This is a genomic window from Mycobacterium timonense (assembly GCF_025821985.1).
Lineage (GTDB): Bacteria > Actinomycetota > Actinomycetes > Mycobacteriales > Mycobacteriaceae > Mycobacterium > Mycobacterium avium.
On the sequence record NZ_JACKSY010000092.1, the window covers coordinates 18,269 to 36,253 of the forward strand.

Below are 17,985 nucleotides of genomic sequence, written 5' to 3' on the forward strand. Positions count from 1 at the left end.
CGATCTCCTGACCNTGGCCACCACCTGCTGCCACGCCGCCGCCGCAGCCACCACCGCCGGACTCTTGGCGTACTCGGCCAGAATCGACGACCACCGCGCAAACGACGTGCCCGGCACCGGCAACGCGATCTCCTGACCACCCTGATGCTGCGCCCAGGCGATGTTGATGTCCTCGATCAACGTCCGCCACGACACCCCATCAACCGCCAGGTGATGAACAACCAACGCCAATTGGCTTGTCTCGCTTGCCCATACCGCGGACAGCAGGACGCCGTCGGACACGTTGAGCCGGGACCGCGCCTCGACGAGCGCGGCGTCGGACAAACTGTCGACCGCGCGCAGGCAGTCGGCCGCGCGCACCGAGCCGACCTCGGGCGCCTCCAGCGACCAGCCACCGGCGCCGTCGTCCTGCACCCGCAGCCGCAGCATCGGGTGGCGGTCCAGCAGTGCCTGCAGCACCACCGCGACGTCGTCGACACCGACCCCGGCGGGCGCGGCCAGCACCATGGTCTGGTTGAACTCGTCGATCGGGCCGTCGATGTCCTGCAGCCAGCGCATGATCGGGGTGGGCCGCACCGGCCCGATCCCCTCGTCGGCCGCGCCCAACTCGCCGTCGACAGCCACTTGGGACACCCGCGCCAGCCGGGCCACCGTCTGCTCGACGAACACGTCGCGCGGCCGACAGATCACCCCCGCCGCGCGGGCGCGGGCCACCACCTGCATGGACAGGATGCTGTCGCCGCCCAGGTCGAAGAACGAGTCGTCCACCCCGACCCGCTCCACGCCCAGCACCTGGGCGTAGATGTCGGCCAGGATCTCCTCGATCGCGTCGCCGGGCGCCCGGTATTCGCCGGCGGCGTATTCCGGCGAGGGCAGCGCGCGCTTGTCCAGCTTGCCGTTGCCGGTCAGCGGCAGCGCGTCGAGCACCATCACCGCGGTCGGGACCATGTAGGGCGGCAGCCGGTCGGCCAGCTGCGCGCGCAGCTCGGCCGGGTCGGCGGTGCCGGTGATGTAGCCGACGAGGCGCTTGTCGCCGGGCCGGTCCTCGCGGGCGACCACCGCCGCCTGCTCCACCCCGTCCAAACCGGCCAGCACCGACTGGATTTCGCCGAGCTCGATGCGGAAGCCGCGAATCTTGACCTGCTCGTCGGCGCGGCCCAGGTACTGCAGCTGCCCGTCGGGGCCCCAGCACACCAGGTCGCCGGTGCGGTACATCCGCGAGCCGGGGGCGCCGAACGGGTTGGGCACGAACCGCGAGGCGGTCAGGCCGGGCCGGCGCACGTAGCCGTGCCCCACGCCGCGGCCGGCCAGGTACAGCTCGCCCACCACGCCGGCGGGCACCGGCTGCAGCCACTTGTCGAGCACGAACATCGCCGCCCCGGCGATCGGCGAGCCGATCGGCACCACCGGGTCGCCGGCCGTCAGCGGTGTGCTGATCGACGCGCACACCGTGGTCTCGGTCGGGCCGTAGGCGTCCAGCATCACCCGCCCGGGCGCCGCCCACCGGTCGACCACGTCGGTCGGGCAGGCCTCGCCGGCCACCACCAGCGCGGTGGACTCCAGGCCCTCGGGTGAGAGCATCGCCACCGCCGACGGCGTCTGGGTGAGCACGCTGACCTGCTCCGCGACCAGCAGGGCGTGGAAGTCCTCCGGCGACGACGCCACCGACTCGGGCACCACCAGCAGCCGCCGGCCGCGCAGCAGGGCGCCGAAGATCTCCCACACCGAGAAGTCGAACGCCGACGAGTGGCACTGCGTCCACACGTTTCCGGGCGGCAGGCCGGCGTCCAGCGACTCGATCAGCCAGGTGACGTTGAGATGAGGAATGGCAACACCTTTGGGGGTCCCGGTGGTTCCCGAGGTGTAGATGATGTAGGCGGTGTTCTCCGGCGCCGGCCACGGCAGCGCGGTGCCGGGCTGGGCTTCGACGGCCGGGTCGTGCACGTCGACGACGAGGAGGTCGTGATCGTCCAGCCGCGAGCGCAGGTCGGAGGTGGTGATCACCGCGCTGGGGGCGGCGTCGGCGAGCACGAAGTCCATCCGCGACGACGCGTGCGCCGGGTCGATCGGCACGTAGGCCGCCCCGGTCTTGAGCACCGCCAGCATCGAGACGATGGCGTCGGCGCAGCGGGGGAACATCACCGCCACGCAGTCGCCCGGGCCCACGCCGTGGTCGGCGAGCAGATGGCCCAGCCGGTTGGACGCCTCGTCGAGCTGGGCGTAGGTCAGCGAGGTCGCCCCGAACGTCACCGCCACCGCGTCGGGGGTGCGCTGCACGTGTTCGGCGAAGGCCTGGGGGATCGACACCGGGGCGGGTGCGGGCTCGGTCAGCGCCGGACGGTTGCTCCACCGGTCGATCAGCGCGGGCTCGTCGCCGGTCAGCAGTTCGATCGAGGACAGCGGGCGGTCCGGGTCCTCGGTCATCGCGGCCAGGATCTGCTGCAGCCGACCGGCCAGGTCCGCGACGCCGAAGCTGGCGAACGGTTGGCCCGGGCCCGCGGTGCTGAGGAACAGCTGGTCGCCGGCGCCCAGGAAGAACAACCCGAAATGCCCCACCGGGCCGTGGTTGGTGTACGACGCCGTCGCCGGGGAACCGGCCAGGTCCAGCGTCAGCCGGGACGGGATGAAGTTGATCCCGACCCGGTTGGGCGCCTGCCGCAACCCGTCGCCTTCGAGGGTGTGCACCGGGAAGCGCTGGTGCGCCAGCAGCTCGCGGATGCGCTTGTCGACGTGCTTGCAGAAGTCGGCGACCGTCGACTCGGGCGCGGTGCTGAGCACCAGCGGCACCACGCCGGCCAGCATCGCGGGCAGCGTTTTGGACTCCGGACGCACCCGCCGGCTGACCGGGAAGTCCAGCGCCACCTCCGATCCGCTACCCGACCAGCCGCGCACCAACAGCGCGCACGCGGCGGTGGTGACCGAAAAGCGGCGGATGGCAAGCTTTTTGGACAGCTCCTTGATCCGGTTGGCGACGGACGGGTCCAGCTGTACCGACGCGGACGGCGAGTAGTGGTCGCGCTCCCCTTCGGCGTCGGGCAGCCGGTCGACCGGCCCGCTCTCCGGCGGCAGGTGCTCGCTCCAGTACGCCTTGTCCTCGGCATAGTCCGGGGAGGCCTCGTAGCCCGACTCCAGGTCGATCAGGTCCTGCACCGTGCCGAAGTAAGCGTCCGGAATCGGCTTACCGGCCACCATTGCCGAATAAATGGTGGCCACCCGTCGGCAAACAAGAGCCATGCCCAGACCGTCGATAGCTATGTGGTGGCAGCAACCAAACAAATAGAATTCGTCGTGCCCTGTTTGGAAAAGCACGAATTTGAACATTTGGCCGTTCAACGGCATCGGCGTGCGCTGAATGGCGGACGACATCTCCCGCGCCTCGGCCACCGGGTCGGCGTGGTCGGTCAGGTCGTGAAAAGCCAGCTCGACGTGCGGGTAGTCGATCGGCTTCTGCACCACCTGGCCGTCGACCTCGAAGAACGAGACCCGGCCGGGTTCGGCTTCGGCGACGGCCTGGGTGATGGCCTGCTCGAGCGCGTCGCGATGGACCTTGCCGTCGATCTTGACCAGCAGACCGAGCTGCCACTGGGTGCCGGCGAAACCGGCTTCCTGGGATAACCAGATATCAAGCTGCCCTCGCGTCAGCGGAAACGCCCGATCATCCCTCGCCATCGACTCCCCCAAGTCTCCACCCACCCGCCCCGTACCCCGGCAGGTTACTGATCAAAACCCCGACCCGTTGCGAGCTTGTCCCGCAGGCTCTTCGGCCGAATGTCGGGCCAGTGCTGCTCGATGTACTCCAAACACGCAGCGCGGTCCGCTTCCCCGTGTACCACCCTCCAGCCAGCTGGAACATCGGCGAAGGCCGGCCACAAGCTGTGTTGCTCCTCGTCGTTCACCAGGACGAAAAAGCTGCCGTTGTCGTCGTCGAATGGATTGATGCTCACAATTCTCCAGGATGCATAGTGGACATGAGTGGAACAGGTCCAAACCATAGTTCAGGGCAACAGTGCCCGTCGGTGGTTTGGCCAAAGTTCCTGCTGTGACCTGCAAGGCTGTTGTCGCCATCGGGTGATCGGTGTGCGGTGGGGCCCCGATGCCCCTTTATTCGCTGCAGCGACCTGCATCAATGGCGTTGACTGCGAAATTTCGCTATTGGAGCAGGCACGTCCTTGCGGCCGATGAAGTTATTGTGCTTGTGGCTCACAGCCTAGCCGAAGTCGCGGGGGTCGGGAAAATCACCGCGAGCCCAACGCGCGGCGCGTACCTGGCAGGCTGCTGGCAACAAGCCCCGAGGCGAACCGGGCGGTGACACGGCGCGGGCGGCTGTGCTTAGGTAAGTGGGCGGCCTTGCGAAGGACATGTGTAGGGAGCAGATTCGTCGCTTCAGCAAAATGCCGTTTGCGCACGCGATAGGCATTACGATCGCGTATCGCGTTGCCAAAGCAGTGATATGGACGTCAATGGCATGGTTTACTCATCAAGATCTGGTCGCGCTCCCGGGGGGCGGGGCTCGCATGAGGTGACGGATGCACGGCTAGTCTGCGACGGGCACCGCATCGCGGCACCGCAGTCTGGCGTGTCGCGACCGACGTGCAGTTGGATGTTCGGGCGACGGAAACGGCGCGGGCGTGGATACGGGTGAAGGGGGTGCAGTGGTCGAACCCGACGTACGGGCCCGGCCCGACAACGCATTCACGGAAGGACAGGACGTTAGCCGATCGCCTCGCCGTCGACGTGGCTTCCTGGGCTTTGCTCGTCGATCATCGACTCGCCCCATACAGCAAAGTCGCCCCCGCAGGGGTGGCCGGAACCTGGGCACCACGTTTGTCGGGTTTTTGAAGCGGCTGTGGATTCCGCTGGTCATCGTGGCGGTGGTGGTTGCCGGCGGTTTGACCGTCTCGCGACTGCACGGGATTTTCGGTTCGGAGAAGCGCCCGTCGTACGCCGACACCAGGCAGCAGGACACCAAACCGTTCAACCCCAAGCACGTGAAGTACGAGGTCTTCGGGCCGGCCGGCGCGATGGCCGACATCAGCTATTTCGACGCCAATGGCGAACCGCAGCACATCAACGGCGTCGAGCTGCCGTGGACGTTCGATATCTCGACGACGTTGCCGTCGATCGTGGGAAATGTGGTGGCACAGGGCAATAGCGATAGTCTCGGCTGCCGCATTCTGGTGGACGGCGTTGTCAAAACCGAGAGGATCTCGCACGAATTGAACGCATTCACCTACTGCGTGTTGACGGCCACATGAGTACCCAGCAATTGGAGACCCAGCAGGCCGCGCGACCACGGGTGGCGCGGATCATTCACCGTTTGTCCGTTCCCATTATTTTGGGCTGGCTGGCGGTTGCGGTGCTGATCACCATCGGCGTTCCCTCGCTGGAGCAGGTAGAGGCCGAGCACGCGGTGTCGCTGAGTCCCATTGGGGCGCCGTCGTTCAAGGCGATGGAGCGCCTCGGCGAGGACTTCAAGGAAACCAACACCGGCGCGCTGGCCATGATCCTGCTGGAGGGCCAGCAGCAACTCGGCGACGACGCGCACACTTACTACGACCGCCTGATTCGGCTGCTGGAAAACGACCACAGGCACGTGCAGCACGTGCAGAACTTCTGGGGCGATCCGCTCACCCGCGGCGCCGCGCAAAGCCAGGACGGCAAGGCCGCCTATGTTCAGGTGAACCTGAACGGAAATGCGGGCGCGGCTGCCGGTGACGAATCCGTGGCGGCAATTCGGAAGCTGGTCCAGGAGGCTTCTCCCCCGCCAGGTCTCAAGGTTTACGTCACCGGTCCCGCACCGATCGTCGCGGACATGAACATCGCCGGGCAAAAGACGGTCATGCTGGTGACGTTGGCCAGCCTGATCGTCATCTTCGTGACGCTGCTGCTGGTGTATCGATCGGTCATCACCGTCATTCTGCTGTTGCTGATCGTCGGCCTGGAATTGCAGATCGCGCGCGGAATGGTCGCGCTACTGGGCCATCTCGGGGTGGTCGGTCTCACCACGTTCGCGGTCAACCTCTTGGTGGCCGCCGTCATCGCGACCGGCACCGACTACGGCATCTTCTTCGTCGGCCGATATCAAGAGGCACGGCAAGCGGGCGAGAGCCGGGAAGAGGCCTTCTACACCACGTTCAACGGAGTGGCCAAGGTGGTGCTGGCCTCCGGCTTGACCATCGCCGGCGCGGTGCTGTGCCTGAGCTTCACCCGACTCCCCTACTTCCAGCCGCTCGGTATCCCGGTTGCGGTGGGCATCTCGATCGCGGTCCTGGTCGCGCTGACGCTCGGGCCGGCGCTGCTGGCCGGCGGGGCCCGGTTCGGCCTGTTCGAGCCGCGCCGGGCGGTCTCGGCCCGGAGGTGGCGGCGCATCGGCACCGCGATCGTGCGGTGGCCGGCGCCGATTTTCATCGCCACCCTGGCGGTCTCGCTGGTCGGACTGCTGGCGCTGCCGAATTACCGGCCCAGCTATGACGACCAGAAATTCATTCCGGACAGCATTCCGGCGAACGTGGGGTTTGCGGCGGCGGCGCGGCATTTCCCCGGCCAGCGGATGCAGATGCCGGAGATCCTGCTGGTCGAGACCGACCATGATCTGCGCAACCCGACGGACATGTTGGTGATCAACAAACTCGCCAAGGGTGTTCTTGCGGTCCCCGGCATCGCCACCGTGCAGACGGTCACCCGCCCCGAGGGAGTTCCGTTGCAGCACACGACGATTCCCTGGATCATCAGCATGGGTCAGGCCAGCCAGATGCAGAACATGGCCTTCCAGAAGGACCGGATGAACGACATGCTCGTCCAGGCAAACGAGCTGGGCAAGATGATCGGGATCATGCAGCACATGCTGGACCTGATGCGCGAGCTCGTCGCCACGACGCACCACATGGTCAAGACGACGCACGAAATGCAGGACATCACTTCGGAATTGCGGGACCGGGTTTCGGATTTCGAGGACTTCTGGCGCCCCATTCGCAGCTACTTCTACTGGGAGAAGCACTGCTACGACATTCCGATCTGTTTCTCGCTGCGGTCCATCTTCGACGCGATCGACGGTGTCGACGAGATCAGCGACAAACTGGGCGATCTGGTGAAGAACCTCGACCAGCTGGATGCGCTGCTGCCGCAGCTGGTCATGCAGATCCCGCCGATGATCGAGACCATGTCGAGCATGCGCACCATGATGCTGACCATGCACAGCACCATGTCCGGCGTCATGGGCCAAATGGATTCCAGCGCAAAGGATCCCAGTGCCATGGGGCAGGCTTTCGACGCCTCCCGCAACGACGACTCGTTCTACCTGCCGCCGGGCATCATCAACGGCTCGGAGTCGTTCAAGCGGGTGGAGAAGGTGTTCATGTCGCCCGACGGCAAGGACGTCCGGCTGCTGATCTCGCAGCGAGGTGACCCCGCCACACCCGAGGGCCTGTCCCGGGTGGAACAGATCAAGACGGCCGCCGAAGAGGCGCTCAAGGGAACGCCGCTAGAGAATTCCAAGATCTATCTGACCGGCACCGCGGCCATCACCAAGGATTTGGTGGAGGGGTCGAAATTCGATCTGTTGATCGCCGGCGTCTCCGCGCTCTGCCTGATCTTCATCATCATGCTGATCATGACGCGCAGCTTCATCGCGGCCATGGTGATCGTCGGCACCGTGTTGCTGTCGCTGGGGGCGTCGTTCGGGCTGTCGGTGCTGGTGTGGCAGTACCTGCTGCACATGCAGCTGCACTGGACCGTGCTGTCCACTTCGGTGATCGTGCTGTTGGCGGTGGGCTCCGACTACAACCTGCTACTGGTGTCCCGGATGAAGGAGGAGCTGGCCGCCGGGATCCACACCGGCATCATCCGCGCGATGGGCGGCACCGGGAAGGTGGTGACCAACGCCGGTCTGGTGTTCGCGTTCACCATGGGCGCGATGGTGGTCAGCGACCTGCGCAGCATCGGCCAGGTGGGCACGACGATCGGCCTGGGCCTGCTGTTCGACACGTTGATCGTGCGGGCGTTCATGACGCCGTCGGTCGCCGCGTTGCTGGGCCGCTGGTTCTGGTGGCCGCAGCTGGTCCGTCCCCGCCCGGCCAGCACCATGCTGCGCCCGACCGGTCCCCGTCCGTTGGTGCGTTCACTGCTCCTGAAGCAGCCGCAATAGGCGGCGCCTTCCACTTCAGGATGGAAACGGCAATCGTGGTGAACAACGTGAGGGCAGCATGACTACCGAACGCGTCCGGCCTCCCGGGGCCTTTGCGCGGGTCATCCGCCGACTGGCGGTGTTCATCATCCTCGGCTGGGTGGCGCTGACGCTGTTGGTGACGTTCGGCGTGCCAAGGCTGGAGATCGTCGGTCAGCAGCATTCGGTGCCGCTGGCGCCGCAGGACGCGCCGGCGGTGCAGGCCATGCAGCGCATGGGCCGGGACTTCAAAGAGTCCGATTCGGACAGCTTCGCCATGCTGGTGCTCGAGGGGCAGCAGCAGCTGGGCGATGACGCGCATGCCTACTACGACAAGCTGGTTCGTGAATTACGCAACGACACAAAGCATGTCGAGCACGTGCAGGACCTGTGGGGAGATCGCCTCACCCAGGCGGGCGCGCAAAGCCCGGACGGCAAGGCCGTCTACGTGCAGTTGAATCTGGCCGGCAACCAGGGCACCACGCTGGGTCAGGAATCGGTGGCGGCCGTCCGCGACGTGATCGCGCGGATCCCACCGCCCGCCGGACTGAATGCCTACGTCACCGGGCCAGCGGCGCTGTTCTCCGATATGCAGCTCGCCGGTGACCGCTCGATCCTGAAGATGACCCTGATCGGCGCGCTGATCATTTTCATCGTGCTGCTGTTCGTCTACCGCTCGGTGACCACCGTCGTGTTGCTGTTGCTCACGGTGGGCATCGAAGTCTTCGCCGCGCGGGGCGTGATCGCCTTCGTCGCCAACAACAATCTGATGCCGTTGTCGACGTTTGCCGTCAACCTGCTGGTGGCCCTGGCGATGGCGGCCGGAACCGACTACGCCATCTTCTTTTTCGGCCGTTATCAAGAGGCGCGTGAGGCCGGCGAGGACCGCGCGACGGCGTACTTCACCACCTATCGCAGCGTCGCCCCGGTCGTGTTGGGTTCGGGTTTGACCATCGCCGGCGCGATGCTGTGCCTGAGCTTCACCCGGATGCCCATCTTCCAGACCATGGGCCTGCCGTGTTCGGTGGGCATGCTCATCTCGGTGTTCATCGCCTTGACGCTGGTTCCGGCGGTGCTGACCGTCGGCGGCGGCTTCGGCCTCTTCGATCCCAAGCGCGCCATCGGCTTCGGCCGGTGGCGCCGGATCGGCACGGCCATCGTCCGCTGGCCCGCGCCCATCCTGACTGCCACCATCGCGGTCGCCCTGGTCGGCCTGGTGACCCTGCCGGGCTACAAGACCAGCTACAACAACCGGCTCTACATGCCCGACAGCGTTCCGGCCAACGTCGGGTACGCAGCCGCCGACCGGCATTTCACCCAGTCGCGAATGATGCCCGAACTCTTGATGATCGAGTCCGACCACGACATGCGTAACCCGGCCGATTTCCTGGTGCTGCATCGACTTGCCAAGGGAGTCTTCGGGGTTCACGGGATTTCTCGTGTGCAGGGCATCACGCGTCCCGAAGGCACGCCGATTCAGCACACCTCGATCCCGTTCCTGCTCAGCATGCAGCAGGCCACCATGCATCAAGACATCCAGTACATGAAGGCTCGGATGGACGACATGCTCGTGCAGGCCGACTTGATGCGCAAGCAGATCGAGATCATGAGGCACATCTACGAGCTGCAGAAGCGGCTCACCGACATCACGCACGACTCGATCGTCAAGACCAAGGAAATGGCCGCCGTCCTTTGGGAATTGCGGGACAAGATGTCGGACTTCGAGGACTTCTGGCGTCCGCTGCGCAGTTACTTCTACTGGGAGAAGCACTGCTACGACATCCCAATCTGCTGGTCGTTGCGGAACATCTTTGAAACGCTCGACGGCGTCGACACGCTCAGCGACAAGATGACGTATCTGCTGCAAGACCTCGATCATATGGACCGGCTGATGCCGCAGCTGCTCGAGCAGTACCCGCCGATGATCGCGATGTCGGAGGACATGCTCAGGATGATGCTGACCAACCACAGCACCATGTCCGGGATCATCGGCCAGATGGACAGCAACAACAAGGACGCCACCGCCATGGGCGAGGCGTTCGATGCGTCCAAGAATGACGACTCGTTCTATCTGCCGCCGGACATCTTCGAGAACGCGGACTTCAAGAAGGCGATGAGCCAGTTCCTGTCGCCCGACGGAAAGGCGGCCCGCTTCATCATTTCGCACCGGGGCGACCCGGCCACCTCGGAAGCCCTGAACCGGATCGACAAGATCAGATCGGCGGCCGAGGAGGCGCTCAAGAACACTCCCCTGGAGAACGCCAAGATCTACCTCGCCGGCACCGCGTCGACGTTCAAGGACTTCCGCGACGGATCCACCTACGACCTGTTCATCGCCGGCGTCGGTGCGCTGTGCCTGATCTTCATCATCATGCTGATCCTGACCCGAAGTTTCATCGCCGCGCTGGTCATCGTCGGCACGGTGACGCTGTCGCTGGGCGCCTCGTTCGGGTTGTCGGTGCTGATCTGGCAGTACATCTTCGGCATCCAGCTGTACTGGATGGTGCTGCCGATGTCGGTCATCGTGTTGTTGGCGGTGGGATCGGACTACAACCTGCTGCTGGTGTCCCGGATGAAGGAGGAAATCGCCGCCGGGATCAATACCGGGATCATTCGGGCGATGGGCGGCACCGGCAAGGTGGTGACCAACGCCGGTCTGGTGTTCGCCTTCACCATGGCTTCGATGGTGGTCAGCGACCTGCGCATCATCGGTCAGGTCGGTACCACCATCGGCCTGGGGCTGATGTTCGATACCTTGATCGTGCGCTCGTTCATGACCCCCACCATCGCCGCGCTGCTCGGACGCTGGTTCTGGTGGCCGCAGCTGGTGCGGCGGCGGCCGGCCAGTCAGCTGCTTCGGTCCGAGGGAACCCGGCGGTCGGTGCGCGTGCTGCTGCACCAGAACGACGACGCGGACGCCGATACGGCCGAAATCCCGGTCCCCAGGCCGACCGCCTAGGTGCTCCTAATCGCCTCACCCGGCGTGGGCCGCGAAACGGTCGACGCGTTCGGCGAAAAGCGCAGCGAAAAGGATTGGACGTCAATGGTTTTGCTCCGGACATTCGGAACTCCCCCGCCGCGAACGGGTTTGGCGAGCGGCTCGGCAAGGGCCGGTGCCCTGCCCCGGGTCGCTTTCCACCTATACCGCCGACACGGCGGTGCGCACCGTGAAATACTCCTACCGTGAGCGCACCGGCGATCGAGGTCGAAGGCCTCACAAAGAAATTCGGGGGAAGCACGCTCGCACTGGCCGGGGTGGACTTCTCGGTTCCGGCCGGGACGGTGTGCGGGCTGCTCGGCCACAACGGCGCGGGCAAAACCACCACGATCAACATCTTGTCCACGCTGATCCGCCCGACGTCGGGCCGGGCCAGTGTCGCCGGGTATGACGTCGTTCGCCAGCCGGCCGAGGTACGCGCCAGCATCGGGATGGCCGGGCAGTTCACCGGAATGGACCCCATGCTGACGGGCCGGGAGAACCTGGTGTTGTTCGGCAGGCTGCGGGGACTCAATCGGCGGCGGGCTAAGGCCCGCGCCGACGAACTGCTCGAACAGTTCAACCTGGTCGATGCCGCCGACCGGCGGCTGTCGACCTACTCCGGGGGCATGTACCGCCGCGTCGATCTGGCCAGCGCCCTGGTGGTGCCGCCGAAGGTGCTCTTCCTCGACGAGCCGACCACCGGGCTGGATCCGCGCAGCCGCCGCGACGTGTGGGCCCTGGTGAGTTCGCTGCGGGTGCAGGGCATCTCCGTGCTGCTGACCACGCAGTACCTGGAAGAGGCCGACGTGCTGAGCGACTCGATCGTCGTCATCGATCACGGCCGGGTGATTGCCAGCGGCACCTCCGAGGAGCTCAAGCGAGCGGTGGGCACCAGCTACTGCCAGGTGACCCCGGCCAACCCCGCCGAACTTCCCCAGGTAGCGGCCGCGCTAACAGGGCTCGAAGGGATCGAGATCGACAGCGACACCGGCTCGGTGTCGGTGTTCGCCCCCGACGGGGTGGCCACCCTGGTCGAGGTGTTCCGCCGCGTGGACGCGCTGGGGCTCGAGCTCGCCGACATCTCGCTGCGCAAGCCGTCGCTGGACGAAGCGTTCCTGCACCTGACCGAACGGACCGTCGCCCGGTCATGAGTGCCCTGGCCGCCCTGACCGAGCGTTCGCTGAAGTCCGCGGCGCGCGACGGCGAGATGATCTTCGAGATACTCTCGCCCGCAGCGTATCTGGCGGGTTTCAGTGTGGCGCTGCACGGGTTGATCGACACCGGCCGGATCAGCTATTCGCAGTACCTGCTGCCGGCCGTGGTCGCCCAGTCGATGATCTTCGTCGGGCTGATGACCGCGGACCGGGCGGCACGCGACCACCTCTTCGGCTTCGGGGAGCGGATACGGACCCTGCCGGTCCCCGCGGCGGCGACGGTGACCGCCCGCGTCACCGCGACCCTGATGCGCGGTTCGTTCTGCCTGGTGATGGCGTTGGTGGCCGGCTATGTGCTCGGTTTCCGCTTGGCCGGTGGGCTGGTCTATTCGGCGGCGTTCGTGTTCATCTCCTTGCTGCTGTGCTTGGCGGTGACGTTGGGGGCCGACGCATTGGGCTCGAGCGCGAAAAGTGTGCAGGGGGCCAGCCACCTGCTGTTCGTCCCCCAGTTGCTGCTGTTCATGCTCTCCACCGGCATCGCGCCCGAGCAGACCTTCCCCGGCTGGTTGCGCCCGTATGTCCGCAACCAGCCGGTGTCGCAGTTCGCCGAAACCCTGCGCGGCCTGGCCCGCGGGCATGTGATCGTCGGCAACGTGGCGGCCACCCTGGCCTGGTGTGTGGGCGCGGTGCTGGTTTTCGGCGCGATCACGTTGCGGATGCAAAGGCGCGGGTGATGGCGCATCGGCTCGAGACGCAGGGATCGCTGCTGACCGAAAGCTGGGTGCAGGCGGGGCGACTCCTGCTCCGGTGGCGGCGCGATCAAGCCGTCCTGATGGGCTCGCTGTTGCTGCCCGTCTTCCTGTTGTTCTGCTATCAGATCGTGCTGGGCGAGCAGGTGCACCGGGTGACCGGCGCCCAGAGTGTCTACGGCGTGGTCCCCATGTGCGCGGTGATATCGGCGCTCTTCGGCTCCCTGGGCAACTCGGTGGGCATCACCATGGACCGCCAGTCGCGCCTGCTCAGCCGCATGTGGGTGCTGCCGATTCACCGCGCGAGTGCGATCACCGGATGGGTGATGGCGGAGGTGGTGCGCGCGCTCATCGGCACCACCCTGATCACCGTGATCGGCCTGGCGATGGGCTTGCGTTTCAGCCAGGGCTGGCCGGCTGCCCTGCTGTTCCTTCTGGTCCCGTCGATCGTGGTGACCGGTTTCACCGCCCTGGTGATGGCGATGGCGATCCGCAACAACGGCCGCGCCGCGATGACCTGGCTGCTGGGCATCACCTTCGCCCTGGTGTTCGTCAACCCAGGCGCCACTCCGATCAAGCTCTTTCCGCACTGGGCCCAGCCGTTGATCCGCATGCAACCGGTCTCGCCTCCGATCGAGACGATGCGCGCACTGGCCCACGGCGGGCCGATCGCCTGGCCGCTAGAGATCACGGTGGCATGGGCGGTGGTCCTGGTCGCGGTGTTCATCCCGGTGGCCGTGCGGGGCTACCGGTTGGCCGCTGAGGCCAGCGGTTAGGGGAAGCGCTAGGTCGTATTGTGGCTAGCGCCGCGCACGCGCGTGCGAGGCCGCTCTTGTCCTGATCACGAACGCACGCAACGCCAATCGACGGTTTTCCCGCTGTTTGAAAAATCCCATCATTCGGCGGCCGGTTTCCCAGGCAGCAACCCAGAAGTACATTGGAAGTCGCTTCCGGAATTCCCGATCGGTGCTCTCCCTCATGCTAAGCCCGGTCATGTCGTTGTATCGGGCGACCACGATGTCCATATAGCAGGTGACCAGTGCCGGATTGGAAAAGCACCGGATGTTGAAATCCCAGTCGGCCCAGATTGGGTAGCGCAGGTTGTAGGGTCCGATGCCCTCAAACAGCTTGCGGCGATAGAAGATTGACTGATGACACATATTGGTTTCGAACAGCAGACGGTCGAGGTCGAATGGGCCGGCGTGACGAGTTCCGGTGGAGCGCATAACGACGTCGCCGTAGACAAGGTCGCAGGTCTCATGATCGTCAATGAATGCAGCGACGCGAGCAAGCGTGTCCGGTTGATCGAGAGCATCATCAGCGCCCAGGAAGAGGAGCCACTCGCCCGTGGCCATGCCGACGCCGCGGTTCATCGCGTCGTATGGCCCTTGGTCAGGACCGCGATGGACAACAAGCCGTGGACCCAGCTTGCCAGCGAACCCCTGTGCGACGTCGAGGGTGGCGTCAGTCGAGCCGCCGTCGACCAGGACCAACTCGAGGTCACTATAGGTCTGGCAAATGATGCTTTCGATGCACATCTGCAGCGTCGCCGCCGCATTAAAAGTGGGAACGATAATCGAAAACATCGGCGCCGTCATGCTATCCACTTGCTTCGTCCCTCGGGTTTCGTCGCAACTTGCGCACGTCGACTTTCAGGTCAATTGTCCTCTCGAAAGAAAATGCCGTCAGCTTGCAGCATTTTACCGTCGCGGGGGTCCGTGAAGCACGGCAACAACCCGGTCAGAGTGAATCCAAGAGAATATACCAACTCCAGCGCTTCGGGAATCAGCATACTGCCTTCATACAGAGGCAAAAACGACAATTCCAGCTGCAGACCTGCGCATCGGTTCTCTATTGTCGCTTTGCTACCCGCGAGTACCTGTTTCTCGAACCCCTGAACATCAACCTTCAAAAAGCTGACATCGTTACTGTGCAGCATCTGAGGCGCGACCGAGTCTAATCGATGTATCGGCACCTCCTCGACACCGACGTAGTTAGCCGGCGGATAAGCGTCTTGGTGACTCTTCAGCATGGGCAAGACGGAACTGCTTTGCGCCGCATTACCAGCGACATTGACCGGGATGGTCCCGTCAAAATCGCCGATCGCATAGCGACTGCAGTCCCAGAGTGCATCTTTTGCTGCCCGATTCTCCAGCCTGGAATAGGGCTGCGATAAAGGCTCGAACGAGATGATCCGCCCCTTGTATCCGGCTTTACGTAGGCCCGCGGTGTATTGCCCTGTGTTAGCGCCTACGTCAAAAACGACAGTGACTTGATGAGCCGCTAATTGCTTGACGAAGTGGCGTTTCCAGTGTCGTTCCGATAAATATCGCAACGCTTCGGTAGGAATATTGCGGGCGACCATACGGACTTGTTCCAGAAAATGCACGTGTATCACACTAACATGGCAATACGAAACTGCAGCGGTTTTGCTGTAAACACATCCCGCTTGTCAACGCAGGACGTGTCGAGCATACACGCCGGACCGGGCGGGAAGGATGACTCTGCCTGCGACGCAGCCAGCGTCCAGAGCGGTCACTGGCGTACCGCGCCGGCATTCTCCCGGTACCACGCTACGGTGGATTCGATCCCGTCCCGTAGTCCGATCCGCGGTTCCCAGCCAGCTTGGCGTAAAACGCTGATGTCCAATAGCTTTCGTGGTGTACCGTCTGGTTTTGTTGTATCCCAATGTGTTTCGCCGGCATAGCCGACTGCCGAAGCCACCATTTCTGCGATTTCCCTAATGGTGTGGTCGACGCCGGTACCAATGTTGACATGGGTGGGCTCGTCGTAATGCTCTAAGAGGTACAGACAGGCACTTGCCAGGTCGTCGACGTGAAGGAGTTCGCGACGGGGACTTCCGGTGCCCCAGTTGGTCACCTCCGAGCGGCCGCTGCACCTGGCCTCTTCGTACCTGCGAATGAGCGCCGGCAGCAGATGCGAACCGGCCTCGGAGAAGTTGTCATTCGGCCCGTACAAGTTCGTCGGCATTGCGGAAATCCAGGCCAATCCATATTGGCGCCGGACCGCCTGAACCTGCAGAATCCCAGCGATCTTGGCAATCGCATATGCGTCGTTGGTCGATTCTAGGGCTCCGGTGAGCAGTGCGCTCTCCTTGATGGGCTGGGGCGCAAATTTCGGATAGATGCACGATGAGCCGAGGAACAGCAGTCGCGGAACCCGCGCAGCCACAGCAGCATCCAGCAGATTGACCTGCATCTGAAGGTTTTCGGACAGGAAATCGACAGGATAGGTGGTGTTAGCCATGATGCCGCCGACTCTTGCGGCGGCATCGATGACGATCTGCGGTCTTGCCTCCATGACGAAATCGAATGTCTTTGCGCGGTCGGTCAGATCAAGCTCATTGTGGGACCGCAGCAGGAGATTGGTGAATCCTTCGGCCTGAAATCTACGTAACAGTGCCGAGCCCACCAGCCCTCGGTGACCCGCAATGTATACCGGCGTACTGCGGTCAAGGGCGCCGACCGATGTGCTCATGTTGTAGCTCAGCTCCATGCAGGCAAGTTCGGCCGGTCAATCCATGGCCTGCCGTCGCATTCCAACGCGGCAATGTCGGCGTCCACCATGATTCGGGCCAGTTCGCCGGTGTGCACGGCGGCCTTCCACCCGAGGTCACGAGCGGCTTTGGATGCATCGCCGATCAGCGAATCGACCTCTGTAGGCCGCAGGTAACGGTCGTCAAATTTGACGTATCTCTCCCAGTCAAGCCCTGCGCGCTCGAAGGCGGTCTGCGCGAACTCGCGCACTGTGTAACCACGCCCCGTGGCCAAAACGAAATCGTCGGGCTCAGGTGCCTGCAGCATCCGCCACATCCCTTCCACATATTCGGGCGCATACCCCCAGTCGCGGACTGCGTCGAGATTGCCCAGGTAGACATCTGACTGGACGCCGGCTTTGATCCGGGCGACGGCGCGCGTGATCTTCCGGGTGACGAATGTTTCACCACGCCTCGGTGATTCATGGTTGAACAAGATCCCGTTGACGGCAAACATTCCGTATGCTTCCCGGTAGTTGCGAGTCACCCAATACGAGTAAACCTTCGCCGCACCGTAGGGAGAGCGCGGATAGAACGGCGTTAGCTCGTTCTGTGGCGGCGGCGAAGCACCGAACATCTCCGACGACGATGCTTGGTAGAAGCGGCATTCCACTCGGGAAAGCCGGACCGCTTCGAGCAGCCGGATCGATCCCATCCCAGTCGTATCTGCCGTATATACGGGTTCGTCGAAGCTGACGCGCACGTGGGACTGCGCCGCGAGGTTATAAACTTCGTCAGGATCGATCGTGCTCAGCAAGGTGACCAGGCGAGTCCCGTCGGTGAGATCGCCATAATGCAAGAACAGCCGGGCGCCCTGTTGGTGCGGGTCAACGTAGAGGTGGTCGATCCGTGTCGTGTTGAACGTCGAAGCCCGTCGGATGAGCCCGTGGACTTCATACCCCTTGCTCAACAACAACTCGGCGAGGTAGGAACCGTCCTGGCCCGTGATGCCGGTTATGAGTGCTCGCTTCACTGGTTTCCCGATTCTGCAACGGAATGGCTTGGCGTCACTGTCGCTCAATAGTAGTTGTACAGGGAAAGCCGCAGACCGTTACGTCACGAGACCGACCGGGCAGATCAACCGCCACTGCTGTACTGGCTTCTTCTGCGGCTGCCGGCGCAACGGAGCGCCAGTGTCCGAGGCTGTCCTGTGCCATGCGGAGCATCCAGCACTTCACCGAGAAGGCGATGTCATCCCTCAGCTCATGGAAGCCGAAGGTTGTGCCCCGTGAAGTGGTGTAAAGCCGATCGGCGTTTCGCCTGAGGCTCTGCGAGTTTCCACTATGCCGTGATGGCGGCGGGGACGGCAACGGATTGGTCGGCTGAATCGGAGCGGGGATGTAATAGGGCCAGGGTGGTCTCGGAGAGATAGCGCTTTTCGGCGA

At 64.2% G+C, this 17,985-nt stretch carries 11 protein-coding genes and 1 pseudogene; 6 read left to right on the forward strand and 6 right to left on the reverse strand.

Going from position 1 to position 17,985, the window contains the following annotated elements; translation table 11 throughout:
- Window positions 1-34: 34 nt before the first annotated feature.
- Together H7I87_RS29245 and H7I87_RS20090 are read right to left on the reverse strand one after the other, a co-directional pair.
- Window positions 35-3,669: pseudogene (locus H7I87_RS29245) on the reverse strand (non-ribosomal peptide synthetase); the annotation flags it as partial.
- A gap of 44 nt (window positions 3,670-3,713) precedes the next feature.
- A complete protein-coding gene (locus H7I87_RS20090) occupies window positions 3,714-3,944 on the reverse strand; it encodes an MbtH family protein (RefSeq protein ID WP_003877688.1) in 231 nt (76 codons plus the stop codon).
- Window positions 3,945-4,835: 891 nt separating this feature from the next.
- Here H7I87_RS20090 and H7I87_RS20095 point away from each other — a divergent pair.
- From H7I87_RS20095 to H7I87_RS20120, 6 genes are all read left to right on the forward strand, one after another.
- Window positions 4,836-5,255, forward strand: a complete 420-nt coding sequence (locus H7I87_RS20095) for an MmpS family transport accessory protein (RefSeq protein ID WP_003876149.1) — start codon at window positions 4,836-4,838, stop codon at window positions 5,253-5,255.
- A complete protein-coding gene (locus H7I87_RS20100; protein ID WP_063967165.1) occupies window positions 5,252-8,143 on the forward strand; it encodes an MMPL/RND family transporter in 2,892 nt (963 codons plus the stop codon). The genes H7I87_RS20095 and H7I87_RS20100 overlap by 4 nt, the downstream gene beginning before the upstream one ends.
- A gap of 58 nt (window positions 8,144-8,201) precedes the next feature.
- Window positions 8,202-11,120 carry an MMPL/RND family transporter gene (locus H7I87_RS20105; protein WP_063967166.1) on the forward strand — a complete coding sequence of 973 codons (2,919 nt, stop codon included), beginning with the start codon at window positions 8,202-8,204 and terminating at the stop codon, window positions 11,118-11,120.
- 224 nt (window positions 11,121-11,344) lie between these two features.
- A complete protein-coding gene (locus tag H7I87_RS20110) occupies window positions 11,345-12,292 on the forward strand; it encodes a daunorubicin resistance protein DrrA family ABC transporter ATP-binding protein (RefSeq protein WP_019733071.1) in 948 nt (315 codons plus the stop codon).
- A complete protein-coding gene (locus H7I87_RS20115; protein ID WP_011725359.1) occupies window positions 12,289-13,029 on the forward strand; it encodes an ABC transporter permease in 741 nt (246 codons plus the stop codon). The genes H7I87_RS20110 and H7I87_RS20115 overlap by 4 nt, the downstream gene beginning before the upstream one ends.
- Window positions 13,029-13,820 (forward strand): ABC transporter permease, encoded by a 792-nt coding sequence (locus H7I87_RS20120; protein ID WP_024636805.1) that lies wholly within the window; start codon window positions 13,029-13,031, stop codon window positions 13,818-13,820. Before H7I87_RS20115 ends, H7I87_RS20120 begins: the two co-directional genes overlap by 1 nt.
- 24 nt (window positions 13,821-13,844) lie before the next feature.
- Here the strand turns inward: H7I87_RS20120 and H7I87_RS20125 are convergent, their stop codons facing one another.
- The 4 genes from H7I87_RS20125 to gmd all read right to left on the reverse strand — a co-directional run bounded on the left by H7I87_RS20125 (window position 13,845) and on the right by gmd (window position 17,573).
- Window positions 13,845-14,642: a glycosyltransferase family 2 protein gene (locus H7I87_RS20125; RefSeq protein ID WP_023881821.1), complete on the reverse strand. Its 798-nt coding sequence runs from the start codon at window positions 14,640-14,642 to the stop codon at window positions 13,845-13,847.
- 59 nt (window positions 14,643-14,701) lie between these two features.
- Window positions 14,702-15,433, reverse strand: coding sequence for an FkbM family methyltransferase (locus H7I87_RS20130; RefSeq protein WP_024636803.1), 732 nt, complete (start codon window positions 15,431-15,433; stop codon window positions 14,702-14,704).
- Window positions 15,434-15,579: 146 nt separating this feature from the next.
- Window positions 15,580-16,560: a GDP-L-fucose synthase family protein gene (locus tag H7I87_RS20135; protein WP_023881823.1), complete on the reverse strand. Its 981-nt coding sequence runs from the start codon at window positions 16,558-16,560 to the stop codon at window positions 15,580-15,582.
- Window positions 16,551-17,573, reverse strand: a complete 1,023-nt coding sequence (gene gmd / locus H7I87_RS20140) for a GDP-mannose 4,6-dehydratase (protein WP_024636801.1) — start codon at window positions 17,571-17,573, stop codon at window positions 16,551-16,553. The genes H7I87_RS20135 and gmd overlap by 10 nt, the downstream gene beginning before the upstream one ends.
- Between the last annotated feature and the right edge of the window lie 412 nt (window positions 17,574-17,985).